This is a genomic window from Neobacillus sp. DFD-2R, assembly GCF_057747865.1.
Genome location: NZ_CM173228.1, coordinates 4,931,964 through 4,958,306 on the forward strand (window position 1 = coordinate 4,931,964; position 26,343 = coordinate 4,958,306).

Annotated in this window: 31 protein-coding genes; 12 read left to right on the forward strand and 19 right to left on the reverse strand. The window is 36.5% G+C overall.

Translation table 11 applies throughout. The features are described from left to right. Nucleotides 1-83 precede the first annotated feature (83 nt). From AC3ANV_RS24770 to AC3ANV_RS24785, 4 genes are all read right to left on the reverse strand, one after another. Nucleotides 84-1,283, reverse strand: a complete 1,200-nt coding sequence (locus tag AC3ANV_RS24770) for a branched-chain amino acid ABC transporter substrate-binding protein (protein WP_488311252.1) — start codon at nt 1,281-1,283, stop codon at nt 84-86. Between the two features lie 463 nt (nt 1,284-1,746). Beyond that, nucleotides 1,747-2,226, reverse strand: coding sequence for a GyrI-like domain-containing protein (locus tag AC3ANV_RS24775; RefSeq protein WP_488311253.1), 480 nt, complete (start codon nt 2,224-2,226; stop codon nt 1,747-1,749). Between the two features lie 80 nt (nt 2,227-2,306). Continuing rightward, a complete protein-coding gene (locus AC3ANV_RS24780; protein ID WP_488311254.1) occupies nt 2,307-2,843 on the reverse strand; it encodes a GNAT family N-acetyltransferase in 537 nt (178 codons plus the stop codon). Further along, nucleotides 2,836-3,369 carry a GNAT family N-acetyltransferase gene (locus AC3ANV_RS24785; protein WP_488311255.1) on the reverse strand — a complete coding sequence of 178 codons (534 nt, stop codon included), beginning with the start codon at nt 3,367-3,369 and terminating at the stop codon, nt 2,836-2,838. Before AC3ANV_RS24785 ends, AC3ANV_RS24780 begins: the two co-directional genes overlap by 8 nt. 344 nt (nt 3,370-3,713) lie before the next feature. Between AC3ANV_RS24785 and AC3ANV_RS24790 the strand changes: the two genes are divergently transcribed. The 4 genes from AC3ANV_RS24790 (at nt 3,714) to AC3ANV_RS24805 (ending at nt 5,679) form a co-directional block, all read left to right on the forward strand. Continuing rightward, nucleotides 3,714-4,331: an NUDIX hydrolase gene (locus AC3ANV_RS24790; RefSeq protein ID WP_488311256.1), complete on the forward strand. Its 618-nt coding sequence runs from the start codon at nt 3,714-3,716 to the stop codon at nt 4,329-4,331. Nucleotides 4,332-4,539: 208 nt separating this feature from the next. Beyond that, on the forward strand, nt 4,540-4,776 hold the full coding sequence (locus tag AC3ANV_RS24795) for a helix-turn-helix transcriptional regulator (protein ID WP_488311257.1): 237 nt from the start codon (nt 4,540-4,542) through the stop codon (nt 4,774-4,776). Between the two features lie 11 nt (nt 4,777-4,787). Next, the gene (locus AC3ANV_RS24800; protein ID WP_488311258.1) at nt 4,788-5,006 is read left to right on the forward strand and encodes a hypothetical protein; all 219 of its coding nucleotides are present in this window, start codon (nt 4,788-4,790) and stop codon (nt 5,004-5,006) included. A gap of 73 nt (nt 5,007-5,079) precedes the next feature. After that, nucleotides 5,080-5,679, forward strand: coding sequence for a C40 family peptidase (locus tag AC3ANV_RS24805; RefSeq protein ID WP_488311259.1), 600 nt, complete (start codon nt 5,080-5,082; stop codon nt 5,677-5,679). Between the two features lie 70 nt (nt 5,680-5,749). On the opposite strand, the gene AC3ANV_RS24810 is transcribed toward AC3ANV_RS24805, so the two are convergent. From AC3ANV_RS24810 to AC3ANV_RS24820, 3 genes are all read right to left on the reverse strand, one after another. After that, complete coding sequence (locus AC3ANV_RS24810; RefSeq protein WP_488311260.1) at nt 5,750-6,235, reverse strand: peptidoglycan recognition protein family protein; 486 nt, start codon at nt 6,233-6,235, stop codon at nt 5,750-5,752. A gap of 31 nt (nt 6,236-6,266) precedes the next feature. Further along, entirely contained in the window at nt 6,267-7,079 is an 813-nt protein-coding gene (locus tag AC3ANV_RS24815; RefSeq protein ID WP_488311261.1) for a protein phosphatase 2C domain-containing protein, read from the reverse strand. Nucleotides 7,080-7,520: 441 nt separating this feature from the next. Continuing rightward, a complete protein-coding gene (locus AC3ANV_RS24820) occupies nt 7,521-9,122 on the reverse strand; it encodes an MDR family MFS transporter (RefSeq protein ID WP_488314332.1) in 1,602 nt (533 codons plus the stop codon). A gap of 412 nt (nt 9,123-9,534) precedes the next feature. Between AC3ANV_RS24820 and AC3ANV_RS24825 the strand changes: the two genes are divergently transcribed. Further along, nucleotides 9,535-9,669, forward strand: a complete 135-nt coding sequence (locus AC3ANV_RS24825; RefSeq protein ID WP_488311262.1) for a hypothetical protein — start codon at nt 9,535-9,537, stop codon at nt 9,667-9,669. Nucleotides 9,670-9,766: 97 nt separating this feature from the next. Further along, nucleotides 9,767-10,228 carry a very short patch repair endonuclease gene (locus tag AC3ANV_RS24830; protein ID WP_488311263.1) on the forward strand — a complete coding sequence of 154 codons (462 nt, stop codon included), beginning with the start codon at nt 9,767-9,769 and terminating at the stop codon, nt 10,226-10,228. Between the two features lie 57 nt (nt 10,229-10,285). Here AC3ANV_RS24830 and AC3ANV_RS24835 read toward each other — a convergent pair whose 3' ends face one another. From AC3ANV_RS24835 to AC3ANV_RS24875, 9 genes are all read right to left on the reverse strand, one after another. Continuing rightward, entirely contained in the window at nt 10,286-10,975 is a 690-nt protein-coding gene (locus tag AC3ANV_RS24835; RefSeq protein ID WP_488314333.1) for a CAP domain-containing protein, read from the reverse strand. 380 nt (nt 10,976-11,355) lie between these two features. Beyond that, nucleotides 11,356-11,745 (reverse strand): VOC family protein, encoded by a 390-nt coding sequence (locus AC3ANV_RS24840; RefSeq protein WP_488311264.1) that lies wholly within the window; start codon nt 11,743-11,745, stop codon nt 11,356-11,358. Nucleotides 11,746-11,970: 225 nt separating this feature from the next. Continuing rightward, nucleotides 11,971-12,657, reverse strand: coding sequence for a response regulator transcription factor (locus AC3ANV_RS24845; protein WP_488311265.1), 687 nt, complete (start codon nt 12,655-12,657; stop codon nt 11,971-11,973). After that, the gene (locus AC3ANV_RS24850; protein WP_488311266.1) at nt 12,654-13,823 is read right to left on the reverse strand and encodes a sensor histidine kinase; all 1,170 of its coding nucleotides are present in this window, start codon (nt 13,821-13,823) and stop codon (nt 12,654-12,656) included. Before AC3ANV_RS24850 ends, AC3ANV_RS24845 begins: the two co-directional genes overlap by 4 nt. A 204-nt stretch (nt 13,824-14,027) precedes the next feature. After that, complete coding sequence (locus tag AC3ANV_RS24855; RefSeq protein WP_488311267.1) at nt 14,028-14,705, reverse strand: hypothetical protein; 678 nt, start codon at nt 14,703-14,705, stop codon at nt 14,028-14,030. 527 nt (nt 14,706-15,232) lie between these two features. Next, nucleotides 15,233-15,781 (reverse strand): HD domain-containing protein, encoded by a 549-nt coding sequence (locus tag AC3ANV_RS24860; RefSeq protein ID WP_488311268.1) that lies wholly within the window; start codon nt 15,779-15,781, stop codon nt 15,233-15,235. A 51-nt stretch (nt 15,782-15,832) separates the two neighbouring features. Next, the gene (locus tag AC3ANV_RS24865) at nt 15,833-16,261 is read right to left on the reverse strand and encodes a hypothetical protein (protein WP_488311269.1); all 429 of its coding nucleotides are present in this window, start codon (nt 16,259-16,261) and stop codon (nt 15,833-15,835) included. Between the two features lie 249 nt (nt 16,262-16,510). After that, complete coding sequence (locus AC3ANV_RS24870; protein WP_488311270.1) at nt 16,511-18,010, reverse strand: sodium:solute symporter family protein; 1,500 nt, start codon at nt 18,008-18,010, stop codon at nt 16,511-16,513. Continuing rightward, the gene (locus tag AC3ANV_RS24875) at nt 18,010-18,210 is read right to left on the reverse strand and encodes a DUF3311 domain-containing protein (protein ID WP_488311271.1); all 201 of its coding nucleotides are present in this window, start codon (nt 18,208-18,210) and stop codon (nt 18,010-18,012) included. The genes AC3ANV_RS24870 and AC3ANV_RS24875 overlap by 1 nt, the downstream gene beginning before the upstream one ends. Nucleotides 18,211-18,678: 468 nt before the next feature. Between AC3ANV_RS24875 and AC3ANV_RS24880 the strand changes: the two genes are divergently transcribed. Further along, nucleotides 18,679-18,873, forward strand: coding sequence for a hypothetical protein (locus AC3ANV_RS24880; protein WP_488311272.1), 195 nt, complete (start codon nt 18,679-18,681; stop codon nt 18,871-18,873). A gap of 111 nt (nt 18,874-18,984) precedes the next feature. On the opposite strand, the gene fabF is transcribed toward AC3ANV_RS24880, so the two are convergent. After that, a complete protein-coding gene (gene fabF / locus AC3ANV_RS24885; RefSeq protein ID WP_488311273.1) occupies nt 18,985-20,220 on the reverse strand; it encodes a beta-ketoacyl-ACP synthase II in 1,236 nt (411 codons plus the stop codon). Between the two features lie 106 nt (nt 20,221-20,326). Between fabF and AC3ANV_RS24890 the strand changes: the two genes are divergently transcribed. After that, a complete protein-coding gene (locus tag AC3ANV_RS24890) occupies nt 20,327-21,172 on the forward strand; it encodes a helix-turn-helix transcriptional regulator (RefSeq protein WP_488311274.1) in 846 nt (281 codons plus the stop codon). Nucleotides 21,173-21,319: 147 nt separating this feature from the next. On the opposite strand, the gene hprK is transcribed toward AC3ANV_RS24890, so the two are convergent. Further along, the gene (gene hprK / locus AC3ANV_RS24895) at nt 21,320-22,246 is read right to left on the reverse strand and encodes an HPr(Ser) kinase/phosphatase (RefSeq protein ID WP_488311275.1); all 927 of its coding nucleotides are present in this window, start codon (nt 22,244-22,246) and stop codon (nt 21,320-21,322) included. A gap of 560 nt (nt 22,247-22,806) precedes the next feature. Further along, nucleotides 22,807-23,064 carry a hypothetical protein gene (locus tag AC3ANV_RS24900; RefSeq protein WP_488311276.1) on the reverse strand — a complete coding sequence of 86 codons (258 nt, stop codon included), beginning with the start codon at nt 23,062-23,064 and terminating at the stop codon, nt 22,807-22,809. A 197-nt stretch (nt 23,065-23,261) separates the two neighbouring features. Between AC3ANV_RS24900 and AC3ANV_RS24905 the strand changes: the two genes are divergently transcribed. The 4 genes from AC3ANV_RS24905 to AC3ANV_RS24920 all read left to right on the forward strand — a co-directional run bounded on the left by AC3ANV_RS24905 (nt 23,262) and on the right by AC3ANV_RS24920 (nt 26,316). Beyond that, a complete protein-coding gene (locus tag AC3ANV_RS24905; RefSeq protein ID WP_488311277.1) occupies nt 23,262-23,888 on the forward strand; it encodes a TVP38/TMEM64 family protein in 627 nt (208 codons plus the stop codon). Nucleotides 23,889-24,490: 602 nt separating this feature from the next. After that, the gene (locus AC3ANV_RS24910) at nt 24,491-24,925 is read left to right on the forward strand and encodes an SRPBCC family protein (protein WP_488311278.1); all 435 of its coding nucleotides are present in this window, start codon (nt 24,491-24,493) and stop codon (nt 24,923-24,925) included. A gap of 300 nt (nt 24,926-25,225) precedes the next feature. Then, on the forward strand, nt 25,226-25,489 hold the full coding sequence (locus AC3ANV_RS24915) for a CD3324 family protein (RefSeq protein WP_488311279.1): 264 nt from the start codon (nt 25,226-25,228) through the stop codon (nt 25,487-25,489). A 170-nt stretch (nt 25,490-25,659) separates the two neighbouring features. After that, on the forward strand, nt 25,660-26,316 hold the full coding sequence (locus AC3ANV_RS24920) for a FusB/FusC family EF-G-binding protein (protein ID WP_488311280.1): 657 nt from the start codon (nt 25,660-25,662) through the stop codon (nt 26,314-26,316). The last annotated feature ends 27 nt before the right edge of the window (nt 26,317-26,343 follow it).

Below are 26,343 nucleotides of genomic sequence, written 5' to 3' on the forward strand. Positions count from 1 at the left end.
TTCTCAAAGTCAAAAATTTATACTTATACTTTAAAAAAGGGGTACGCCCTACTACAGTTCATACCCTCTTTTAAACCTACAATCTATTTGCTTATTTCTCCGTCCATAGTTGCCGGGTATGAAACTTTAGTAAACTTATAGATAAAGATTTTTGCATATTTATTATCACCTTTATTATCGAATCCTACCTTCGTCGCAACACCTTGGTAATCCTGAATTGCACGAACAGCATCTCTTACCTGGGCACGGGATGGTAATTTGCCGCCATTCTTTTCGATCGCATCCATTAGACCTTTTAATAAAATTCCCATACTGTCATAGGCATAAGCAGAATAGGATTCAATATTTTTGTTATATTTTTTCTTGTAATCCTCTGCGAATTTTTTACCCTCCGCTGTTTTGGTCGCGTCCCCTGCAACAGATGTCAGGTAGGCATTTTTAACGGCATCTCCGGCAATTTCCACAAAGGAGGAAGAATCTAAACCGTCGCCGCCCATAAACGGAATATTGATACCCTTATCATGGGCTTGTTTAACAATTAGTCCGCCCTCCGCATACAGACCGCCAAAGTAAATCATATCCGGTTTCTTTGATTCTACTTGGTTTAAAACACCATTAAAGTCTTTTTCACCGACAGTAATCCCTTCATAAGCTACAATTTCAGCACCAAGATCTTCTGCCGCTTTTTTGAATGCGTCAGCTAGACCGGATCCATATGCTGTTTTATCTTGAATAATAAAGATCTTCTTCGCTTTTAGCGTCTTCACCGCATAATTTGCACCTGCCGGCCCTTGAAAATCATCACGGGCAACCACACGATTCGTCACTTTTAATCCGCGATCGGTCACTTTTGTTGCGGTTGCTGCCGGCGACACCATCGCAATTGAATATTTTTCATAGGTTTCAGAAGAAGGAATGGTCACACCTGAATTCAAGTGTCCAATAACCCCCAATACATCTTTATCAGATGCAATTAATTGAGCATTCGCTACACCCTTTTTCGGATCGCCTTGATCATCATAGGGAACAAGCTGTAAATCAAACCCTTTTTTCGCAAATTCCGCTTTATGATCCTCTAAAGCTAATTGTGCTCCTAGCTTAATTGCCTCACCTAATGTCGCACTGCCTCCGGATAAAGGGGATTGGGTAGCAATTTTTATGACCGTCTTTCCTTCTGCAGTGTCTCCGCCTGAACTTGAAGTTTTCTCCGAAGAACATCCACTAAGGATACCCATTGCTAATGCTGCTGTCATGATAATAGACGTAGCTTTTTTATATAACATAATAGACCCCCCATTTTCTATTTATCGCGTGACTTGACGAAGGAAAAACTGCACAATATGTAATGAATTGATCCCTCCTATCAATTTCTGTCGTAAAAAGAGCTCTCTTTTGTTAAAAGTATAGTGACTGTTTGTATATGTGTCATAAAAGCCGGAAGGACTTCTTACATATTTTTTGGAATAGTTGGTAAATTTAAATAATGGATTTCCAAGGAAAACCATTACCGGTTAAAGGGCGATAGAAGGGGATTAAAAAATGAAATTAAATAAAAAGCGGGAGAAACAAAAAAGTGGTAAATGGGAGATCGTTGAGTTGGTTCTTGACTGCCTTGAACCGCTGTTTTTGCTAGTAAGGTTTATTGTTAGATTCATAATAAAAATAGTTCAGTGAATCCAAATTCCGGTCACATTTTTTAGTAGAAAACACTTATTTTTCCTAAGTGTTTTCTACTAAATATGAAGCTTATTTTATCGGGACCCATATTTCATTACATGAATTCTCACTGGATAGATCAGAATCTATATATGCTTCAAATGGCGGTAATGCGGCAGGTTCATATTGGTTAGATGGGAACCATTCTGAATAAATTTGTTGCCAAGCATTTATAATTGCTCCCGGAACAGGACCTCGAACTTCAAAAACGGCCCATTTAGAATCAGGTATTTCAAAACTCGTTAAGCCATCAGGTACCTTGCCGCTATAATCTGTAGCTACCCAGTAATCTACTGTGTTTTTAGCAGCGTTATAATTAGAAGTGATACCCAATAACCCTTTTATTTGCCCATTGTTTAATTCAACTAATTGATTGGCTGTTCCACTTCTTTGAACTTCACTCCAAAAATCAGGAACTCCAGGAATCCCTGCTTCCCCGGAACCGCATGAAAATTCCCGTTTAATACCTGCAACTTGGAAAGCATCTCTTTCTACAATAGTATATTCCATTGGTTTTTCTCCTCTCATTATTTTCCTTTGCGCTGTTCAGATTCCATCCTGCACGTCCGACCAACTCATCCGATTAAGTATTAATCATTAGGGTTAACGATTGCCAATACTTGATGGTCTTCCCATTTCCCATTAATCTTAACATTCTTCTTAGCAATTCCTTCTTTATGAAAACCTGATTTCTCTAATACCCTGATAGATCCGATATTATGAGGCATAACACCCGCTTCGATTCTATGCAATTTTAATTCGCTGAAGGCATAATCTACAATCAGCTTTACCGCTTCGGTTGTATAGCCTTTTCCATTGTGTTTCTTATCCAGAAAATAGCCGATGAACGCACTTTGAAGAGATCCTCTTAGTACTTGAAATAGATTAATCGTGCCAATTAAGGTACCGTCATGGTGAAAAATGCCAAGGTTATAGGCTTGGTCGCTTTTCCAATCTTCATCGAACCGCTTTATCCTGCCAATCTGTGAATCAAGGGCATAAAAATCCTTGTCACGTTCCAAAGCAAACTTTTCAAAAAAACGGCGATTCTCAGTTTGTAATTCAAGTAACGAGGCAGCATCCTCTACATCAAAAGGTCTTATGTAAATAGATTCACCTTTAATCAATTAAACTTCCCTCACTTTCATCATATCCAAAAGAAAGCCGATACGCTTTCACGATGATGCCATCACCTGCTGGTTCAAAGTCGAATTGCGGTAATCGTTTAAAACCGAGGCGTTTATACAAGTTCATTGCACTATCCATAAAATCTCCGGTGTGCAGCCCAATGGATTGGAAGCCTTTTGCTTTCGCTCTCAATATACATTCATCGATTAAGGCTGTTGCCACACCTTTGCCCCGAGCTTGCGGTGTAACGGCGAGCATTCGGATTTCAGGATAATCCAGTTCCGCAACAAAACCTCCGTATGCATCGGTTTGAGCAGGAAACAAAACTACACTGCCTACTATTTTCCCATCTATTTCAGCTATGATTCGTTCAACGCCTTGTTGCATATCTGTATCGGAAGAAATTGCCTGTTTCAGAGCCTGCCAATGTCCTTCAGGAATTCGCAGGGCATGTTCTTGATATGAGGCTACTCTTTGTTCAGTGATAAAAGGTATTTCATCTACTTTAGCATCACGTATAATCATTACTTCACCTGCTTCTAGTTATTGTGGATTAAGAATTTTTCCTGTTTATTTACTTCTTAAGGCTTGGCGATTATGCGGGGATTCAAGACCTGATAAATCAGGGCCCCTCGGCAAAATAGTTTGTCCCTTTTGATCGTTAACTTCAACTAAAACTAACTTATTTATCAAATTTCTATAAATCTTATTAAATTCCTTTTTAAAAGGCATGTTAACTAGTAATGTATTTTTTATCAAACGTTTGATTCGTTTTAATTTTTCAATTTAGAGCATGAGCCGAGCCAATTTAACATTTTCATTAATATATATGGTAATATTAGGTCATTAGACAAGCTGGGGTGATAAAATTGGAACCGAAATGGCTGGATTGGGCAAAACAGCTTCAATCTATTGCACAGACGGGATTAGCGTATTCAAAAGATGTTTACGATATGGAAAGATTTGAAGAAATAAGAAAGATAAGCGTTGACATTTTAGCTCAATATACGAATATAGAAAAAACAATCATCAAAGATATATTTGCAAGTGAAACGGGTTATGCCACGCCTAAGGTCGATATTCGGGCTGTAGTCTTTAAAAAAAATAAAATCCTAATGGTCAGGGAGAATACCGATGGTAAGTGGTCCTTACCCGGCGGCTGGGCTGATATTGGTCTAACGCCAAGTGAAGTTGCTGTAAAGGAAGTAAAAGAAGAATCGGGATTTGATGTAAAGCCGGTTAAATTATTAGCTGTATTAGATAAAAAGTGCCATCCGCACCCGCCTTCTGCTTTTCATATTTATAAAATATTTATTCATTGTGAAATCATTGGCGGGCAGCCGGCTAAGGGAATCGAAACTAGTGAGGTTAATTTCTTTGCTGAAAACGAACTTCCTCCACTATCAACGGGCCGGATTACAAAAACACAAATGGAGATGGCCTTTAAATATTTAAAAAATCCTCAAGAACCCGTTTATTTGGACTAATTAAGGTTTGTCCTCTTTTAAAAACCAAGATGTATTTTGAAGTTCCTCAAAATACATCTTGGTTTTTTATTTACTATTTTTAGTAGTTATTTGGAATTATGGGATAGAGATTTTCCAAATTGACTAATTTTTGCCCCTAATTAGGTATTTCTTTTAGTCTATTTGGACATTACTTGAACATCCAATTTTTGAAAGGAGAACGAAAAAAGTGTTTAGTTTTTTTGGTTCAGGTAAAAAGAGAAGTAAATTGGGGAAATGGCTTGATAACAGAGGGATTTCTCAAACGTGGTTAGCACAAAAGGCTGGAGTTAATAGAAATACGATTAACGACCTAGCAGCCGGCAACACTGACCGGGCACCAACAATAAGGACTATAAGTAAAATTGTAAAAGCTTTAAAGGAAGTGGATCCAAGTATTCGAGCGGACGATTTCTTTGACTTGTAGGAGGGATAAAAATGAACAGGGATCTTAATGAATACATTATTGAACTAAATAGGCTTATAGCTGACAAAAGGAAAGATATTGAACAATGTGACAAAGAACTTAATTACTGGGATTATGACTACATTGTTAGAACAGCTTTATTGTTTTACAAATCGGAATCACAATATCAATTAAACAGATATACCAACAAATTAAATACTGCTTTAAAGGAATTAGAGTGTATTTCTTAATGGAGCGAAAAAAGAATGATTCGTGTTTAACCCGGAAACGGAGAAAATCAAAAAAGAAATGGGGTGAAAATAAGTGGCAACAACCGGCACAGTTAAGGAAGTCTTCATGAACTGGAAAATGGCTACAATCGTTTTCATAGTTGCTTTACTGGTAACGTCAGTTTTGTTGTATGAAAGGAATACTTCTCGTCATCATTCAATTGAGAACATTCATTTACCTGCAGGAGAAAATGCAAATAATCTAAAGAAACCGGGGAAAACCCCGAGTAGTGAAAATGTTTCTCCCTTGGGGGTACAAACGTTTCATACAATAATCTCTGAAGCACAAAAATATGTAGGGTGGCCATATGTGTGGGGAGGTGCAAATCCTAGTGCAGGATTTGATTGTTCCGGCTTCACACAATGGACATTCGCTAAGGCTGGTATAAAGCTGCCACGAACAGCTCAGGAACAATACGATGCTTCCTCGAAAATCCTGCCGGCAAAAGCGAAGCCCGGTGACTTTGTCTTTTTTACCAGTACATATGAGTCAGACCATTTTATTACACATATAGGCATATACTTAGGGAACGGGGAAATGATTGATTCTGATGATTCCGGTATAGGAATTCAAAACATTCATTCGCCGTACTGGAAATCTCATCTAGCCGGTTTTGGCAGAGTGTTACACTAGGACGTAATCTAAAGTTTTAATCGGAAGTGAAAATCATTGACCTATAACCCCATTTATGAAGAAAGGGGTTTTACCTTTTATATTTTTGCTCCTTAACAGCTTCTCTGAACTGGTCCATATTAAAGTTTTTACCCGGACAACTTTTTGCAACACCATTTAATTCTCGATGTCCCAGAATCTGTTTGGTTGTTAAATGATATTTATCTAATAGGAAGATGCATAGTTTACTCAAAGATTTTAGTTGTTCCTTAGTGGGAGTATGAAGATCAAAATTCCCCGCTAAACATATCCCTATTGATTTATCATTATAGGATACCGCGTGTGCTCCAACATGGTATCCTCTTCCTTTCATCACTTCCCCATCTTCCTCAATAAAAAAGTTATATCCAATTCCACTCCATCTACAAGTATCCTGATGATAGGTATGTGTTTTCCTAATATCCCAGCCAATTTCTTCAGTATGATGCACAATAATGTACTCGACATTTTTTAAAGCAATAAGAGGTTCATTAAATGATAAATGAATATCCTTAATAAATTTTGGCTCTGCCTTCATGAACAACACTCCTAAAAAATAGGATTACGGTTTACCTAAATCGAATCATGATTCCCGTCTTATCATCTGAACGAAGATTATTCAGTTTCTCAAATTGTTCCAGTTCAAGGGCATATAAATAAAGACCCGATTTATGTATTTTTTTAAACGTTTCCTCCATTGAATAATTGGGGTGAAAAAGTCCATCTGTTATGAGTAACAATGTGTTCACTTCACTGATGTTTACTTGGCCATACTGAATAAAATGTATAACTTCTTCTTTTCCATTCGCTACCGTGTAACCATTTGGCTTATTCGCTAATGAACGATTAAAGATCAGCTGCTCCGTACTATCTTGATAAAACTCCTCATCCGGAATGTTAACCCCTTGCTTTCTTTGTTCCTCACGCCACTCCTTTGCTCTTTGACTTATATTTTTTACTGTATCCTTTGTTAATGCTTTAATCATTCCCTTTTGATCTTCTGCTAAGATCATACAATCACCAAGCTGAGCATAAGAGATCTTTCCGTCTTTTTCAAACTTGATAATGGCAGCACACGTTGACCAAAGATGTTCATATTTCTCCTGATTAACGTTGTATTTTTCCATCTTGTTTCTCAGCATTCTATTAGCAGTTGCGATTCCCTTGACTAATGAAAGGTTACTATGGTAGAGTCTGGAAAAATAGTCTTTGAAAAGCGCAGAGGCTAAATAAGCACCATTCATTCCGTTTTCATCTTTGAATGATGTGATTGGTGTAGCCCCATCAAATACCCCATAAACATTGAGCTTTTCATTAAATACAATCGAATCTTCGCTTAACCTTTTATGAGGGGCGACACTAAAAAAAGACTCAACCTTCATGAATTGTCCTCCTTCTTTTTCAAAAGGATTAAAATATATTTGAACTACATTATATTGATTTTTGCAAAAATTTATCCTCCAAAATTTGCATTTATTAAGAAGTTATTATTTTTAACAAATAGGACTTTGGTAAAATCACGGAAAAGCTCAAGGGAGCAAGTGAGTGACAGTAATCAGTCATAAAGGGGAAGACCGGTCTCGTTGCGAGGGTATACGTGACTGTAACCGGTTTAAAAAGAAAAAAACGGTCTCGTAGCGAGGGTCTACGGGACCGTTATCGGTTCGTCTCCTTTTAAGGCTCTTATTGGAGACTAAATAAAAATATAAATCCTTTCCCAGTCAATTTCTATTTAAATAAACCTTCTATACCAAGGCCTCAAGCCAATTTAATTAAACGTTTGATTAGTTTTTACTTTGTTTTTGGAAATAAAGCTGAACTTATTAATTTGTAGCAGGTTCCATCTTCTCTGATGCAGCCTTTTTTTTGTTAGATAATTTAATTTGTCTTAAGAACAAGGTAAATAGTGCTCCTACTAAAATTAAAGCTAGCCCCACAAAGAATACACTGTGTAAGGAATCCATTAAGGCAGTTTTTAAAATTGGAACCATTTTGCCGGATAATGCAGCAGGCAGTTGTTTTAAAGCTTCCGGGCTAAACAACATTTGTAATAAACCTTCCGGATTTGTTGCAATCATGTCCTTTAACTTGTTAACAAAAGGAGCAGATTGTGCCGGCAGTGTATTCAAAAATGGAACAAGTTGATCAGTTAGAAGCGTTCCTGACTTGCTATTCAAAACCGCCCCTAAGATGGTAATTCCGAATGTTCCTCCGATTGAACGGAAAAATTGGCTCGAAGATGTTACCACACCAAGTTCTTCTTTTGAAAAGCTTTCTTGCAGTGCTAAGGTAAGAATCGGCATAACCAACCCCATGCCTAAGCCAATAACTGCCATATATGATGTAGCTAGTAGCTTGCTTGTATCCATATTCAATGTTGTTAACATGAAGAACCCACTTGCCATGATTAACATACCTGCAATGATTTGCGGCTTAATTCCGACCTTATAAACTAATTGTCCGCCAATTATACTTGTAATAATCATTGAAATCATCAACGGTGTCATAATTGTTCCTGATGCTGTTGCACTTACTCCGACAATTCCTTGCATAAAGAAGGGAACAAACACAATCGCTCCAAACATCCCGATACTCATGAAGAAACCAATTAAATTCAAGAAAGTAAAGGTTCTATTTTTAAATAAATACATAGGAAGTATCGGTTCTTTCGCTTTTGTTTCCACAATCACGAAACTCACTAAACCGATCACCGCCAGTGCAAAAAGACTAAGAATTTGCCATGAATTCCAATCATAGTCTTTTCCGCCGAAGGTAAGGGCAAGAAGTAAGCTTACTACCCCAACAATCATCGTAACCATGCCTGCAATATCAAAATTGATAGATCCTATTTGCTTTCGACCTTTTAAGCCCATCGCAATCAAGATGGTAGCTATGATTCCTACTGGAAGGTTAATGTAGAATACCCATTTCCAGTTCAATGAATCAACAATCCACCCACCAATTTGCGGACCAATCACAGAAGCAAGACCATAAATCCCCCCGAATACTCCTTGAAATTTAGCACGCTCTTTACCTGTAAATAAATCCCCAATTACAATCATCGCCATCGGCATCATAACGCCGCCGCCAATCCCTTGAACGCCGCGAAATATAACTAACTCCGTCATATTATTCGCTAATCCGCAAAGTGCAGAAGCGGCCATAAAAATAATAAGCCCTGTCACATATACGGTCCTGCGTCCTAATAAGTCGGCCAGTTTCCCGGCAATCGGAACAACTGTTGTAGAACTCAGCATATAGGCCGTCGTCAGCCATGTCATTTTACTTAATCCGCCAAGATCTCCTACGATTTTTGGCATTGCCGTTCCTACAATCGTACCGTCCAGTGCGGAAAAAAACATCGCTATGATGAGCCCAATCAGCAGTAATGTACGATTGTGGCTTGTTTCCGTCGTTGTTGTCATTTCGTTATCTCCCTCTTGCTTCATTAATTATTCTCCAGCTTATGCTTCAAATAGGCTTTAATCCAAAGAAACATTCAAGCAGATTATTATACTGAATTTCAGATAGGTTTTCAACCACAAATTCAAATTAAAATATCATTTATCCATTGATTAATGATCAAAAAAAACATCCCCTTTTTTTGGAGATGCTTAATTGATAATTTTTTTGTCCTTTATATTTTTACTTTCACTACTTTTTGAATCACAGGATGCAGAAAATAACCAATAAGCACTCCTAGCAGATTCACTATAAAATCATCAATATATTGTTGCTATTTACGATTTTTTTCCTTTTACCAGCTCCGACGCTGCATACATACTTGATCCCATTTTGGTAAAAATGAAGAGGAATAAACAATAGGAGGTAGTTAAAGTGAAAAAAGAGGAAAAGATTTTGACAAATGAACAATTAAAAAACAATAGTACACAAAGCCAGGCGGAACAAACTTTAAAAGGAAAAGACAATATAAAAGATTTTAGCAGAGCATGGGAAGATGACCGTCTTTAATGAAGTTAAGGCTCTTAAACTCCCGCCATTTAGGTTATTTGTATGTCTTATCTCAAAGGACTAATAATTATGACGGAAAATGCTTTGGATGGTTCAAATGGCAGATCGTTTAACAAAAGAACAGAGAAGCAGGAATATGCAAGCAGTAAAATCCCAATCCTCGCTAGAGAATAGAGTCACTAAGGAACTATGGAAAATGGGTTTTCGATTCCGCAAAAATGTTAAGAACTTATTCGGAAAACCTGATATTTCTTTAAAAAGGTATAAAATAGTTATCTTTATTGATTCCTGCTTTTGGCACTGCTGCCCCATTCACGGCACGATGCCAAAATCAAACATAGATTTTTGGAAAAAGAAACTGAGAAGGAATATTGGCAGAGATTTGGAAGTAAATAATTATTATTCAGAAAAAGGCTGGAATATTTTAAGATTATGGGAACATGAATTTAAAGAGAATTTTGACGGGGCAATTCAAAAAATAGTTGATTTTATAAAACAAAAAAAAGGAAATAAAATATTAATTATGGGAAGAAGATTCGAAAAAGAACAACCTAAGTAATAATACAAAATTATAGGTAAAAGACAGCCTCCCAAAAAGGCTGTCTTTCTGTTCAATTTATTTACCGATAAAATCCTGAGTCCAATAATTACCTTGTGAAACATAACCAACACCAATATACGTAAAGTTTGGATCAAGAATATTTCTACGGTGACCTTCACTATTCATCCAAGCATTGACTACCTCTTCAGGAGTTTGTTGCCCCATAGCAATATTTTCACCGGCATAGCTATAGGTAATCCCAAATTTTTTCATCATATCAAATGGGGTACCGTAAGTTGGACTTGTATGGCTAAAGTAATGATTTACCGACATGTCCCGGGATTTTTCATGTGCCATTTTGCTAAGGGTTAAATCTACTTTAAGTGCAGGTAAACCATTTTTGGCACGTTCTTGATTGGTAAGGACAACTACTTTTTGCTCATAAGCACTTAAAGTGCCTGCGGTTTGAGTTGTTTGTGGTTGACTCACTTTAACAGGCTGCTGCACCGGTTTTGGTGCCACAGCTTGAACCGGCTGCTTTACCTTGTTGTGTGAAACCGGAACTTGGGTAAAGTTCTTGTCCTTTTCAATATTTCTAAGGTAGTTTTCTATCATACTATTAATCTCGTTTATATTGGAATCCTGAGTTACATAAACTTTTTTCTGCAAGGTTGGGTTAAGATTGGCTGCATGTGCATTGTTTTGTCCAGGATTCGCCCCAAATAACGCTGTCGACGCTGCTAAGGTAAGAATGGCTTTGCTCATTAACATGTTAGTATCCTCCTGTTTTGAATCTTTTGCCGTTTATTAGCAAATTCATCGTAACATATGATTTTTGTCATATTTCAGGGAGGATTTTACAGATAAAAGCTGTCCACTGTTTATATCAGTTAATAATCTTTATAGGATGCTAGTATGTAAGGAATTGCAGCCACTTTATTTAAAAGCTCTAATTTTAACGAAATAAAACAAAATTTGGATATACAACCAATAATTATAATAAAAATAGGGGTTGACGATTATTGATAACCTGGACATTTTTAACAAATATTTCAGAAAAATATCGAAATTTACATTCCTTAAGCTATGTATACATCCAGAAATATTAATAAACCGGAGCCTTCACGAAGCTTCCTGCTGTCAAATTATAAATCTTGCTGATCAACATTTAGTTCAACTAAATTACCATCAGGATCCGCACAGAATAGTTGGGCGAACCCACTTTTACTATTAGGCTTTTCCAGAATTTCAACATCATTCTTTTTCAACCAATTTAGAGTCTCATGGTAATTCTCAACTCTGAGAGCAAAATGACCTTCCCTGCTGCTCAAGCTTTTATCTTGGCGAATCGTTTGTGAGGAAGAGTGGACTATTAAATGAAGTTGGTGACTTCCTATTTCATACCAAGCACCTGGAAAATCAAAATTAGGACGTTCTAATTCTTTTAAACATAAAATATTACGGTAAAAATGGTTTGCTGCATCTAGGTCTGTAACCGAAAGACTAACGTGATGGAATCCTTTATAATGAATCAAATTGGTCAACTCCTGACAATAAATTTCCCCAATGTTTAATCTATTATATCAGAACCCATAAAGGACAGGGGGAGAGAAATTTTTCTTCATTTTATTTGAGAGGCTCCAATACAAAATAAAAAAAACTCTGGATAACAACTATTTTTGTTACCAGAGTTTTTTTTATAAATTACTCAATCAATTGATAAGTTCATTAAAACCATATATTACAAGGCTCTAACCAGTTTACAGATTAAATCGATATCCCGTACCCCAAATAGTTTCAATATATTGTGGATTGGCAGGATTTCTTTCAATTTTTTTACGGATTTTTTGGATGTGGACAGACACAGTGGCAGTATCTCCAAAGTGTTCTTCATTCCAGATTGTAAGAAAGAGATGATCTTTACTAAATACAATATTAGGATGTGACATGAGAAAGACAAGTAATTCATATTCTTTTGCCGTGAATGTAACTTCTTTTCCATTTACAAAAACTTGATGGGAAGCCGTATTGACTTCAAGTCCTTTATGTGTAAGAATTTCTGCCCCGGCATTCTTCCCCATCAATCGTTCATAGCGAGTTATATGGGATTTGACCCTCGCAACAAGTTCAGACGGACTAAACGGCTTCGTTAAATAATCATCTGCTCCATAACCCAAGCCTCTAATCTTATCAATATCATCTGTTTTGGCCGAAACAATGATGACAGGGATTTCAATTTTGCTGCGGACAGCCTTTAAGATTTCAAATCCATCTTTATTTGGCAGCATTAAATCAACAATAACGACATCATACGTACCTGAAACAGCATGCTGCAATCCTATCAAACCATCCGCAATAATCGTAACATGATAGCCATTCAGCTGAAGATAATCACGCTCCAATTCTGCAATATTTGTATCATCTTCAATGATCAAGATATGCTTCATTCGTTTTTCTCACCTCTCACTGAAATAGGCAGGATGATGGTAAAACAGCTCCCTTCGCCTTCTACACTTTGAACGTTGATATCTCCGCCATGAGCTTTGACCAGCTCCTTCGCAATCGCCAGCCCAAGACCTGTACTCATTAAATTTTTTGTCCGTTCTTTTTCGATACGATAAAATCGATTAAAAATAAAAGGAAGCTTGTCACTTGGAATGCCTGGTCCGTTATCTTTTATATGAAGTTCAATGACGTCATCCCTTTTCTCTAATTCACAGATTAAGGCCAAATTCCGTTCATCTCCATATTTTCTTGCATTTCCAATGATATTTTGAATGGCCTGATGAATTCTCTTCCGGTCGACAATCACAAAACAGTCTTCCTCAAGTTTATTGGTATACTTGAAAGCAAGATGATTTTCTGCAAATTCAAAAGAAAATTCTTCCATCAAATCAGCTGCAAAGGCTCCAATGGAAACCTCTTCAAAATGATAATCCAATTTATCCATATCAATTTTTGAAAATAAAAACAGATCATCGATAAGCTTGTTCATATATTCCGTATTACTGTATATGGTTTTGAAGTACGTTTCCAGTTTATCCTTCGGTACGACTCCATCGATAATGGCTTCCATATAGCCCTGGATGGAGGTAATCGGCGTTTTGAGATCATGGGAGATATTTGCAATTAATAGCTTGCGATTGTCTTCATATTCCTTTTGCATTTTTTCGCCTTTTTTTAATTTCTTTGCCATATTATTAAACGATACAATCAACGCTTGGATCTTGTTTCTTGTCGGATGGATAATTTCTGTATCATAATTTCCTTTTGCAATTTCTTCCACCCCCTCAATCAGGGTATCAATCGGCTGTAAAATTTGCTTTTCCAATCGGGCATGAAAGAGGAAATGTGCCACTTCCCTCATGAGGGTAAATACGAGGAGAAGAATGAAGATAATCTTTACATCAAAAAAATGATATAACAAATAAAAAATGGCAATATTGATAAAAAGAATAATGATCCTCAGATAGCGGAATTTTTTCGCATTTTTGCGAAAGTTGGCACGCATTTCACGAACCTCATACCCAAAGTGGTTTCGATGCGGGAACGGCGAATTGGGATGTTCATGTAAGTGCCGTCGAAATCGCCGCCTGTGCTTTTTGTGTTTCATATCATTTCTCCTCGTCTAATAGTTGACCATACCAGCTCTACTTTAAATGAAATGAAAGGAAAGGATAGACCTTTAAAGCAGTTTATCCTTTCTTAACGCATTTCAGGTCAACAGCGGAAGGCTCCCTATTCCTGCACTATTTGATGAATGGAAAAAACAAAGCTGCCTTTGGACAATTTTGTTTTTTCTTTTCCTATTATGGTCTTACTGTATGAAATTAATTTCTGCTGATGCCTTCAATTCATGGGAACCATCCTTTTCATAGCTTCCTTGGATCGTGATGGCTGCCCTTTCCACTTCTTTGTCTTTATTGGTAAAAACGTTCACAAGGATCTGAGGTTTATCCATTAACATAATTTCTTTCATTAGTTTCCCTTTTAGCGGATGATGAAGAAGCGGACCCTGGAACATCCTATGTTTATCAAATCTTCCTTGTATTCTTTCCCTTATTTGTTTTACTTCATCACCAAGCTCCAGTGAGAATACGAGCGTTTCACCTTGCTCTTCTACTTTCAATTCATTTAACATCCGAAGTAGAAATAAAAATGCATCTGCTTTCCCCTTGAAGCCACGGTTATGGCCATGCTCATGGCTGAATCGGTCATGATGCCTGAAATGTCTAAATCCTCCATGGCAATGGAATCCCTCATGGTTATTCCTTGTAAATTCTGTTGTACTTTCATGTTTGCCTTCATTACCATCCCAATTCCATTCTGTTTGCAGCTTACACTTTGTTTTTCCTTCCCCGCTTCGCTGAAACTCGTTTCTAAAATTCCATACCTGCTGCCCATCTTGTTCAACCTTGACGCTAAGGACACCTTCTCGTTCTTTTTTCTCTTTCATCGTTTTCACTACATCATATAACGCTTTGATTTTATTCATTGCCACTACCTCCAATTATAAGTTTTTCTCTTGCTTACATGAAGGATTGTAGCAACCAATAAAAAAAACAAATGAAAGAAAGTTTAAAAAAAGTATAAAATCTGTTAAAAAAAATCTAAATTAGGTTATTCTTCAAAAATCAGGGAATTCTGACTGAACATATACAATTTAGCAACAATAGTCAAAGGATGGAGAGGAGGATTCACCAGAAAGATCCATTTTAGTTTTAGTAAAGGATCATGCCAAGGCCAGGCACTTAATGAGGCTGTACAAGCGTCAATGGAATGACTTTCTTCTTTGATCAAAATGGGGAGTTCTGCCAAGCTATGCGGCCCAGCAAATAACGGGACGCTTTAAATTTTACCTAAATCATAAAATTCCTTCTCTATCACCTTACGGATTTTTTTGAATGGTTAATAGTTTTTAATTCTGCTGTTTTTGGGTCTTCGTCCATAAATGGCTAAAGATTCTGCTGCGTTGCAGGAATGTACCGGAATTAATAATTAATTACGCGGATCAGAGAGTGCTTAGGCATGATTACGTTTAAATAGCCGATCTACTTCTATTCGTAAATTATTTAGTAACTGAAAGTTCGACTGGTAACCCAGGCTTTCAATTACATTCGTGTAGTACCATTCTTGCTGCTTTTTGCCGCGGTTAAATCTTTCCCAGACCTTTTCCCCGACTTGATCATAATCACGTATGATAGATTTAATGTTATGTAGTTTATCTGCACAGGCAACAGCACGGATGTCTAATGGAGCGGTTTTTAGAAACTGAATCGTATGTTCTTTTCTTTCCTCCCAAGAAAGCGATTTGTTAGGTTCTGAACATCCTTGAACAATTTGAGCTATTTTCCAACCAAATAATTGTTGTATTTTTTCCATTGTAAGTGCCGTGTCTTCAACGGTATCATGCAAAATTCCAGCTGCAACGATTTCCTCACCGTACCCGGCCTTCATTAATATCATTCCGACTGAAACGGGATGAGTTATATAGGGGATGGTAGTATTTTTCCTATATTGTCCTTCATGTGCCTGACTAGCTACCTGTAGTGCCTTTTCAATTATATCCATTAAAATTGCCCTCCCATCTAATACATTTATTTCATCTTTAAACTGACCCATTCAAGCCAGAGGAGTCTGCATTTTTCTTTCATTTAATATATCTTGAATTATTTCGATATGAAATGCAGCCCAGGCTTTTTCACGAAAATGAAGAACGATACTTATCGTAAGAGCAACGATGTAAACAAAACAAAAAACAACCCAAAGCCGGCTTCCATTTTTAAAAAGAAACGTTGATAATTGATTTGAAAACATAAACATAAGCCATGGTATGGAGGATACAAAGATTGGTATAATACCCGAACCGTTTTTTTCCTTTACCATACGATAATAAATTAATCGTAAAGTACTGCTATCAATTGATTGATAAAGACGTTTCACTTTTTCAATTTCTTTGAATTCCTTAATATGGTTGATGGATTGGTCCTTATCTAATGCTTTTTCAAGTTTAAGAAAAATTTTATGAGCATCTCCTCGTAATGAAACCATTTTTTAGTCCCTCCCTTATTTTAACTATTTTTTAGTCAGACGTATAACTGACCTTATCCGGATTCATACATTTGTTAAGTTTTTCTAATTAAAGTTTTTCTATACTCTTTTTACTCGATACCTTGTTCCACAGCAGAAGGACTTATAACCTCAAAGCGGGCTTTTCTTCCTTTGGCAAATAGGTAAAAAGCAACCTGAAAAATTCAGGTTGCTCCTTTAACAACGGTCTATTTTAAGAGAAACACTTGGTTATGCTCCCTTATTCATTTTGGATTCGCTGCTTTTTAATGAATGAAAGAGAAACTCTTTAACAGAATTTGTTTGCTGCTTTGCCTTTGACGTAAAGAAAGGATTCAAAATAATACTGAATAATAAGTTTGCTGCTAATCCCCAGAATCCTTCATATATACCAAATGACTTGCCTGTTCCATATACCGTAAAGGTTGTTACCAATCCAATAAGCAATCCGATAATGGTTGCCTCTTTCGTTTGGTTTTTCCAGAAAAGACTTACAACAATGGCAGGGAAAATTTGAACCATGCCTGAAACACCTAAAAGCTGCAAAGATACTAGTGCTGAAGGGAATAACAGTCCAAATAATAAAGCAAGTCCAATTACGACAAACACCATTGAACGGGTTACAATCGTTAATTTAGCACCGGTTACCTTTGGATTGATTAAATCACGATAAATATTATTTGCAAATAAGTTGGAAGCACCGATTGCCATAATCGAGCATGGAATTAAAGATGCTAAAGCAATAGTTGAATAGGCTAATCCTTGTGCGACACCGCCATATGAAACTTGAATAAGATTTAAAAATGCAAAACGCGGATCGCTTCCTTTTGGCAACACATGGTAAGCCACGAAGCCAAGGAAAATAACCAGGATTAAGACCACATTGTATAAAGGCAAAAACATGGCATTTTTTCGAACTGCATCAGCACTTTTGGCTGTGAAAACTCCCGTAGCTCCATGTGCCCACATGAATAATGCCAAGGCAGAAACAAAAGATGCTGTCATGAACCATGGAATGCCTTTAGGGCCTGATGTAGGAATTGACAGTAATTGCGGTGATTCTTTTACAAGTGTATGAATCATCGGGCTCCAGCCGCCAAAATGGATAATCGGCAGTGAAATCACCAGGAATAACATGATTACCCAGACAAGAATATCTTTAATAATTGCTGTATAGGTAGGACCTTTAATACCGCTAAAAAATGTAAAAAGTGCAACAAGAAGGAAGGAAGCAATGACGACTACCTTAACATTAATAAAGCCTGCACCGGCTACTTGAAGCGTATTTTGAATACCTGCTAACTGCAAATCGATATAAGGGATAAGCATCAATACGCCGACAACTGCAATAAGAGAAGAAAGAAGTTTACTATTAAAACGCTCTCTAGCATAATCAGCCAGTGTTGTTAGCTTAAATTTATTGGCCACTTTCCATAGTTTAGGAAGGTAAAAGTAAGAAACAAAATAAGCTAAAATACAATAAGGAATGGCAAAAAAGGCAAGACTTCCACCTGAATAGGCCGTACTGGTTAGTCCTAAAAATGTATAAGCTGTATATAAATCTGCCCCTACTAAAAACCAAACCAGCAATCCGCCAAAGCGTCTTCCGCCAACAGACCATTCCTCTACTGAGCTTCTCGCAGATTTATTCCTCCCTGCCAAAAATCCAATCAAAACAACTGTCAAAACAACGAATACTGTGATTAACAAAGCTGTCAAATTTCCGTGCATTAGTCAAGACTCCCTTCCGATTTTTGAATTCGATAAATCCCCAAAGTACATAAGGGAGTTAAAACGATCCATAAGAAGAACCAAAATTGAAGAAAGGGCAACCCTAAAATAATAGGGTCAATACGATTTACGAAAGGTAATACCGCTAACTGAGAGATAAAAGGCAGTATTATTAGGAATATTTTGAATTTTTTTACCATAAAAAAACCTCCTATTAATATTTGATTCTAACAAAAACGAATTCAAATATTTTTTCGTCTAAATGATGTTATTGTTAAATAATTTTTCATGTACATTATAATAACAATTTTTGCAGGAGATTACAATTCAATTTTCTAAAAATTTATAAGATTCCCATTACCATTCCGTTGGTTTATGTGAATAAAACAATGATCGGCAGGAAATGAAAGCATTTATTAAGTTATAGAAACTACTTTTGTAATCAAAATCGCTTAATATATTGAAAATAAAAAGGTTTGATTAGTTTTCCCAAAAATTCATTGCTGGTTGAATAATTAATCATTTATAAATGGTGCCGGACTGTCTAATCCTTTAGAAAATTTCATTTAAACCAATATGCCATAGCACCAATTACCACATGGATAGCATAAGACCGGCTAAATACAAATATGATAAAGATAAGATTCCTCATTAAGGGGTTGTTAGAAATGAACATTTTTAATAAAATCGCTTTATTTTTTGTTGTTTTATATTCTGTCATTATCGTGGCAAACACTTATTTAGGAGAAAATGAACGGGTACAATCCAATGTTATTTACTTTCTTATGAATGGGTTTGCATATATTGTATCAGCACTGGAAGTTGAAAAAGAAAAGCAGATTTTAGAAGCTTTTGAAGCTTGATATTATTGATCGTTCTTAGTGACGGGTAAATGAGAAAAGATGAGACTACGGTCACTAAAAAGGTTTCAAAGTGACCGTAGTCTCCGGAAGATCGACTATAATAAATCTGTTTTATTCATATTTTTTTAAAACAATTACCGCATTGTGCCCCCCAAAACCAAATGAATTGGACAAACCGATTTTTAGAGGAGCTTGACGGGCAACATTTGAAACAATATCCAAGTCGCAAAGAGGATCCGGTTGTTCTTGATTAATGGTTGGCGGGATGATTCCCTCTTGGATGCTTTTTATTAATGCGATGGCCTCAGCTCCACCCGCTGCCCCTAACATATGACCGGTCATGGACTTATTAGCTGTGATAGGAACTTGATTTGCCTCAGGACCAAATAGGCTTTTAATGGCCTGAATCTCAGAACGGTCGCCCACTTCCGTACTTGTTGCATGAGCACTGATTACGCTAATTTCATTCGAAGAAATGGATGCATCACGTAAAGCTGATTTCATCGCCAGAAAGGCCCCTTTCCCCTCCGGATGTGAAGAAACCATATGATACGCATCTGAACTGGCTCCATAGCCAATTACTTCGGCAAAGATTGGTGCATTTCTACGTAATGCATGCGACAAAGATTCGAGAATAAGGATACCGGCTCCTTCTGCCATGACAAATCCATCCCGCTCGGCATCAAATGGCCTGCTCGCTTTGTCAGGGCCATTATTTCTTGAGGATAATGCAGTCGCATTCTCAAAACTGGCTAGAGATAAATCCGTTATCGCCGATTCCGCTCCACCTGCAAACATGACATCCGCTCCACCATATTGAATCAATCTAAACGCCTCTCCAATTGCTGTATTACCAATGGAACAAGCTGTTACCGGTGACATGCTTGGTCCCATTGCCCCATATTTTATGCTAATTTGGGCTGAAGCCATATTAGAGATGATCGCCGGAACTAACAACGGACTGACTTTTCTCGGACCTCTTGCACGCAACGTGTCAATATTATTGATGAGCGTCTCAATTCCTCCTATTCCTGAACCAACATATACCCCAAGGCGTTCAGGGTCAATCGTATCTTGGTCCAGCTTGGACTGACTCCATGCTTGTTCAGCTGCAGCCATAGCAAAATGACAAAATGGATCTAAGCGTTTTGCTTCCTTACGTCCCAAAATGGTATCAGCGTCAAACGCCTTTACGAGGCCGGCAATTTTTGTCTTATGTTGACTTGTATCAAATCGATCAATGATCGATACTCCCGGCCTACCCTCCACTAAATTAGCCCAGAATGACTCCACCTCATTGCCAAGCGGTGAAATAATCCCCATTCCTGTAATGACTACTCTCTCCATGCTCTCTCCCCCTTTACTTTGTTACCCATATTTTCACTTAGAAGTTATCCTATTACAAGTTGTAGTTTATACTAGTATCAATACCACCATGATGGAGGGATTGTGCGTGAATAACAAAACAAGACTGGATGCACTCTCTGATTTTTTAAAATCCAAGCGTTCAAAAATTAAGCCTGAATCGGTTGGCTTACCGGCAGGCGTTCGACGGAGGACTCCCGGTCTCAGGAGAGAGGAAGTTGCTCAGTTAGCGGGAGTCAGTACCACCTGGTATACCTGGTTGGAGCAAGGAAGGGATATTAAAGTTTCGACCGTTGTGCTGGATTGCATTGCCAATTCTTTACTATTGAACAATGATGAACGAAAATACTTATACGATTTAGCATTGGATGCACATGGGAATATTTCTTCTAAAAATGAGAGCCTACCGAAAATTAGCAGTTCTTTAGAAAAAATTCTAAAGGAATTGAAGCATTGCCCAACCGTTGTAACGGATCGGTACTGCCAGATAGTCAGTTGGAATCAGGCAGCTACCCATGTTTTTCTGGATTTTGATCAGATTCCGATGGAGGAGCGGAACTTAATTCGCTTAGTATTTGCAAGGAAGGAATTACGTGCACTCGCTGTCAATTGGGAGCATTTTGTAAAAGGATTTCTCGCCATTTTCCGCGTCTATTACGGGCAATATGTTGGGGATGATTGGTATAAACAATTTATTGAGGAAATGAGCGACAAATACCCGGAATTTCGAGCATTATGGCTAGATAGTCAAGTAAGTACTGCTCCAGATGTTCAAATTGAATTCAGGCATGCGAAGGCGGGAAAAATGCTGTTTAATTTAACCTCACTTCAGGTTCAAGGTGAAACAGATTTAAGGTGCAGCATCTATACGCCTTTAGAGAATTCCCCGACAGAAGAAAAATTAAAAAAATTGATGAATAAAAGCGCAGTTTAATAGAATTTAAACAAATGGTTGAATTCTTTTTTAACGGGTCAACAAAAATACCGGGGGCTCTTCCCTCCGGTACTGTTTGGGGTCTTTATTGAAGAAAATAAACTTGTGAAGAGTTTTTTACTATTCCTTAGCCAATAACACAACGGATCATTGCCAGCTAGAATCAGATTCTAGCCGTCTCATGAACTCTTCTGCAGCACTGTAGCCTTGCTGCTTCAGAAGCCAGTTATTAGCCGCAGCTTCGATTAACCCCGCCACATCACGACCGGGTTGGAGCTGAATCTCAATATGAGGGATTCGAACGTCCATATATTCTGTATATGAAGGTTCGTGATCCAATTCATTATTAAGGGAATTTTTCTGCCATTTTGTCAGTTCAATATCGAGCGCGATCCTCGTTTCATCCTGAAAAGCTTTTCTCCCATATAAGCGGACCACATTCAATAGCCCGACACTTCGTAGGGCGAGAAATTCCTTTGTTTTCCCATCATGGGTACCGAGAATGGTACGTGGACTGAGCTTTTTCAACACAACAATATCATCAGCCACTAGCCTGTGACCTCTGCCAATCATTGTGTGTGCCGTTTCGCTTTTGCCGACGCCTGATTTCCCCCGAAGTAAAATACCCATTCCATACACATTGATACAAACCCCGTGTACTGCGATTTCCGGAGCTAATGTTTTTACCATATAAGCATCAAGTTTCGGAATAAATTCAGACGTCGTTTGAGGCTCGTTTGTACATAATAACGGGATTCCCTCTTCTACACAATACCGGGTTAAATACGTTAGCCCTTCCTGTCCGGCAGTAACGATAAAGCAAGGCGGGTGGTATTTGACGATATTACCTATTCGCATCTGACGCTCCTCTATGCTTAACTTATGCAAATAAGTAATTTCTTTTCTTCCAAGTATTTGAACACGTTCAGTTGGGAAAAAATCAAAGTGACCAACGAATTCCAAACCCGGACGATGACACCGTGATTGCTTAATTGTTCGTTTTAATTGATTTTCTCCAGTTATTACTTTCAATGAAAATTTTCGAACTAAATTATCAACCGTTAATATTTTCACGTCTATGGCACTCTCCATCCTTAATGACTTTCTTATTTTTGATTTTACTGGTAAATGAGGAATTCCAGCTCAGTATCTTTCTATTAAAATAATCCTTTCACAATAAAAACTCCGAAAAAAATCTGATAACCATTTTATAATTCTTTATAAAATCAAGATCTGAATTTCATCTAAATTAACTAATTCTACTCTACTATATAGTATATTCAGTTTAAAGTAGTCTAAATTGAACAAACAATTTCCAAATAAGAAAATGCCGTCTATACTTAATTGACACTTACTTTAAAAAATTGCTTAGTAACTATGATATCTCAAAAAGGATTCCGTCTTCGATAATGGAAGTAAGGTATTCAATATTTTTGTGAAATTTTTCTCTATTTACTGACATCATTGAACTCATCTCCTTTAATAGGTAAACTTTTTATAAATCATAAAAACAGCGGCTTCTTATCTTCACAAAAAAAGGAATCGCCGTAGCAATCCCATTCTTCATAAGTAAATCTAACCTCTATAACTACTAAATCATGAAATGCTCTACTTAATGACGGTGAGACGGTTTTTCACTCTTGATAAGGTTGTGGATTTTCACCATTCTTATCATACTTGGTTCCTTTAAACATAAGTCCATTCCTAAATAAACCTTCAAAAATTACCTTTCCAGTTTGGTTATCGTAAAGTTTCCCAGTACCTTCAGGTAATCCTTTATTATCTACAGTACCTTCATAAACTAATTTTCCATTATGATATTGCTTTACTTCTTTTTGACAACCAGTTAATGCAATAATACATATAATTGCAATTGCTATCGCTAATCTCATAGACTCACCTTATCCTGTTTTAAAATTATTATTAAATTCTTAAACAAAATATTCTTTTCCAACATTCCTTACTCAACAAAAAAGATGTAATTATTTATTTTTTTAAAGTTTACGTAACAAAACGATAACATTACCCATTTTTCCTAAAGGTATTTTATAATTTATAGAACGATGATTGAAAACCATTGAGGTGCAAAATGTTTAAAAAAATATTCTTAGTCTTTATACTAATTACCGTCATAGTTGTTGGAATTACACAAAAAGACACTCTTATTGAAATGATAAAACAGGGTGGTAGTCCTGCCGTTATCTTTAGTATATTGATGCTTACTATATGCGTTTTCTTTCCTGTAGTTCCTTTTGCCGTTTCAACCGGTTTAATAGGATCTGTTTTTGGAACCATTCAAGGAGCGATTATCTCCTTTTCCGGCTCAATGTTTGGCACAATCCTTCTCTTTTTTTTTACTAGATATGGCTTCAGAGAATGGGCGCAACAGAAGTTAAAGAAGTATCCAAAGGTTCAAAACTATGAAGAATATCTTAATCGCAAGTCCTTTTTAGCGATTTTAACAGCACGATTAATCCCTGTAATTCCTGCGCCGGTCGTAAATATCTTATGTGGTTTAAGTAAAGTCAATTGGATAGTATTTGTCATAGCTTCTGCTTTCGGTAAAATCCCAAATATATTAGTTCTTTCCTATGCAGGAGCAAATCTCCAACACAATAAGTGGTTTTCTATTTGGATATACACTTTCTACCTTGTCATCATTGTTATCATTAATTCTGTATTGGTTTATCGTAAAATGCCAAAAGATATGGCATAAACCGATTAATCATCATATGCTAAAAAAAATTTCACCACATATAACAGCTATAATTATAAGAATATCTATTATGATAAGTGTCTTAACCAAGCATTTCATATAATAAACATCCTTTCGTTATTGTCTTCAGCTCTAGATTTACTATCTTATTATAAAAAATGCACAAGTATCAGAACGTTCTCACCTATCTCAAAATTAGAAGTCGCTGCTGATATAATTGTAGGCGATAACGCTCTTTTCCTTCAAGGAAAACGATAAAATATATTGGGACCAATAAAAAACACACCATTTGAAATTATCCCTCTTGTGTAAACAGTATGAAAATAACCCATACTGCTACATAAGAGATTATATGCCATATTATTGATCCAAATTTATCAATATTATTTACATAATTCTATTTCAAAAGTCGCCTCTTTCACTTCTTTTAAGTTTGTACCAACACATTTATATAGAAATTCTGCGCAAATTGAAAAGCTTGCTCGAAACAGGTAATACCTTGCCTCCTATTTCAATATAACGAAAAACCATTTGTACGAACAAACCAAATACATTATTAATACTCGAGAAAATACAAATATATTCAAAGAGAGCTGATTATTATGAACAACCTTACAAAATTTAAGATAGTAAAGCCGGTTAAAGAAGTATTTGAAGCATTCGTAGACCCCGCAAAAATTGGAAACTTTTGGTTCTCATCAAGTTCCGGACGATGGGAGCAAGGAAAGACGATTGCATTACGATATGACGAATACAATGCAGAAGTGGATATAAAACTATTGGAAGTTGAAGAAAATAGAAGAATTGTGTTCCAGTGGGGGGCAAATGAGGAAGGACATATTGTTACAATTGCCCTAAAAGAGTTGGATTATTCGAGTACAATTATTGAAGTGAACGAAGAAGGTTTTAATGAAAATGATGAAGCATTCATAAGTCAATTAATCGATAATAAAGAAGGCTGGGTTTATATGCTGAGCTGTTTAAAAGCATATTTGGAATTTGGCGTTACTAAATTGAGAGCCGGAATAGTTAAATAACTTTACCTCAAATTGCTAGTTAGTTACGTCAAAATATTGTTTGTTATTCTAATGGAAATCAAGTATTGTTATTATGTGGTAATTTTAATCATTCAGATTTTAGGGGGTGCTTAAAAGTGGAGAATCAATTTAGATTTCCGGATACTGCAGCTACTCATGCAAAGCCAAGTATTGGAAAGGCGATACTTTGCATGGGGCGGATCTTCATTTAAATAAATCGCCCGGGTAAGTTTTTTATTCATTTCTAATATCTGGCTTTGCACCTTATTTTCTCTAAATTAAAATAAGGGGCTGGCAGAAGTGAAATATGTTAATGCAAACAAAATTTTACCTGAAACGCTGATTGCGGAAATTCAAAAGTATGTTCAAGGTGAAACAATTTATATTCCGAAACCTGAAGCTGCTTATCGAAAATGGGGAGCTTGTTCCGGGGGAAGAAAGTTAATTGATGACAGGAATGCCTCCATTAAAAGCTCTTTTAAAAGCGGTACCAGTATTCAGCAATTAGCTGAGGAACATTTCCTTTCAATAGAAACAATCAAAAAAATTGTTTATTCCAATTAAAATGTGAACGGAGCACCGATGATTTTTTAATATCGTCGGTGTTTTTTTATGCCATTTTTGTTTCTTAGTTATTTTCTATATTTCTAAAATAAAGTGGACTTTTTAAAATAAAGCTTAAGGGGATTTTTAGAAACCAAAAATCAACTTAAGTCAAGCCGGGAGGAATACGTATGACTGAAAAATTCATAAAGAATAATGAATATAATTTTATAAAAAATCAAGTCGCTTTGATCAAAGACAGTTACAAAAAAAATTCTGATCCAACTGTTATCCGGGCTGTTAAAGATTTAGCTAGTTCAAAGATCGATGAACTCTTGCCAAATGCGACGATTGAACAAAAGGAAATGTTAGACCTTTCAAAATGGAAAACAGATAATGAGTTTGACCACTATCTTCAAAAACTATCCAACTTTGTACTGCCATTCCCAAAAATCACGGAACAACAAATTAAAAAAATGTTTCCGAAAAGCAAGAAATTAAAAGTACCTGATTTAACAAAGTCCGATCTCGACCACCTAACCTATTTAAGTTGGACCGATATTAGTACAAATAAAAAATATATCGTTTATGAACTAGATGAAAAAGTAATAGGAATTGAATGTAAAACTACCATGTTGAGTAAGGAGAATATCTGTTCTTTCTGTAATCGTTACGGTCAAGTTGCTTTTACTTCAACGGTCACGAAGGCTAAAAAAGCTAAAAATCCGGATTACTACAAGGCAATTGGTAACTATATTTGCTTCGATAGTACTGAATGTAATAAAAAAATAACAAACGTTGAGTACTTAAGGAATTTTCTAATGAACTCTCTAAGTGAAAAGGTATAAAAATAGAACCTTGCTAAAAAATTCAGC

Coding starts and splice junctions, on each gene's coding strand:
- AC3ANV_RS24770 (WP_488311252.1), bottom strand. CDS start 1,283: ATGTTATATAAAAAAGCTACGTCTATTATCATGACAGCAGCATTAGCA.
- AC3ANV_RS24775 (WP_488311253.1), bottom strand. CDS start 2,226: ATGGAATATACTATTGTAGAAAGAGATGCTTTCCAAGTTGCAGGTATT.
- AC3ANV_RS24785 (WP_488311255.1), bottom strand. CDS start 3,369: ATGATTATACGTGATGCTAAAGTAGATGAAATACCTTTTATCACTGAA.
- AC3ANV_RS24800 (WP_488311258.1), top strand. CDS start 4,788: ATGAACAGGGATCTTAATGAATACATTATTGAACTAAATAGGCTTATA.
- AC3ANV_RS24810 (WP_488311260.1), bottom strand. CDS start 6,235: ATGAAGGCAGAGCCAAAATTTATTAAGGATATTCATTTATCATTTAAT.
- AC3ANV_RS24815 (WP_488311261.1), bottom strand. CDS start 7,079: ATGAAGGTTGAGTCTTTTTTTAGTGTCGCCCCTCATAAAAGGTTAAGC.
- AC3ANV_RS24820 (WP_488314332.1), bottom strand. CDS start 9,122: ATGACAACAACGACGGAAACAAGCCACAATCGTACATTACTGCTGATT.
- AC3ANV_RS24830 (WP_488311263.1), top strand. CDS start 9,767: ATGGCAGATCGTTTAACAAAAGAACAGAGAAGCAGGAATATGCAAGCA.
- AC3ANV_RS24835 (WP_488314333.1), bottom strand. CDS start 10,975: ATGAGCAAAGCCATTCTTACCTTAGCAGCGTCGACAGCGTTATTTGGG.
- AC3ANV_RS24845 (WP_488311265.1), bottom strand. CDS start 12,657: ATGAAGCATATCTTGATCATTGAAGATGATACAAATATTGCAGAATTG.
- AC3ANV_RS24850 (WP_488311266.1), bottom strand. CDS start 13,823: ATGAAACACAAAAAGCACAGGCGGCGATTTCGACGGCACTTACATGAA.
- AC3ANV_RS24855 (WP_488311267.1), bottom strand. CDS start 14,705: ATGAATAAAATCAAAGCGTTATATGATGTAGTGAAAACGATGAAAGAG.
- AC3ANV_RS24860 (WP_488311268.1), bottom strand. CDS start 15,781: ATGGATATAATTGAAAAGGCACTACAGGTAGCTAGTCAGGCACATGAA.
- AC3ANV_RS24865 (WP_488311269.1), bottom strand. CDS start 16,261: ATGGTTTCATTACGAGGAGATGCTCATAAAATTTTTCTTAAACTTGAA.
- AC3ANV_RS24870 (WP_488311270.1), bottom strand. CDS start 18,010: ATGCACGGAAATTTGACAGCTTTGTTAATCACAGTATTCGTTGTTTTG.
- AC3ANV_RS24875 (WP_488311271.1), bottom strand. CDS start 18,210: ATGGTAAAAAAATTCAAAATATTCCTAATAATACTGCCTTTTATCTCT.
- AC3ANV_RS24880 (WP_488311272.1), top strand. CDS start 18,679: ATGAACATTTTTAATAAAATCGCTTTATTTTTTGTTGTTTTATATTCT.
- fabF (WP_488311273.1), bottom strand. CDS start 20,220: ATGGAGAGAGTAGTCATTACAGGAATGGGGATTATTTCACCGCTTGGC.
- AC3ANV_RS24900 (WP_488311276.1), bottom strand. CDS start 23,064: ATGAGATTAGCGATAGCAATTGCAATTATATGTATTATTGCATTAACT.
- AC3ANV_RS24905 (WP_488311277.1), top strand. CDS start 23,262: ATGTTTAAAAAAATATTCTTAGTCTTTATACTAATTACCGTCATAGTT.
- AC3ANV_RS24910 (WP_488311278.1), top strand. CDS start 24,491: ATGAACAACCTTACAAAATTTAAGATAGTAAAGCCGGTTAAAGAAGTA.
- AC3ANV_RS24920 (WP_488311280.1), top strand. CDS start 25,660: ATGACTGAAAAATTCATAAAGAATAATGAATATAATTTTATAAAAAAT.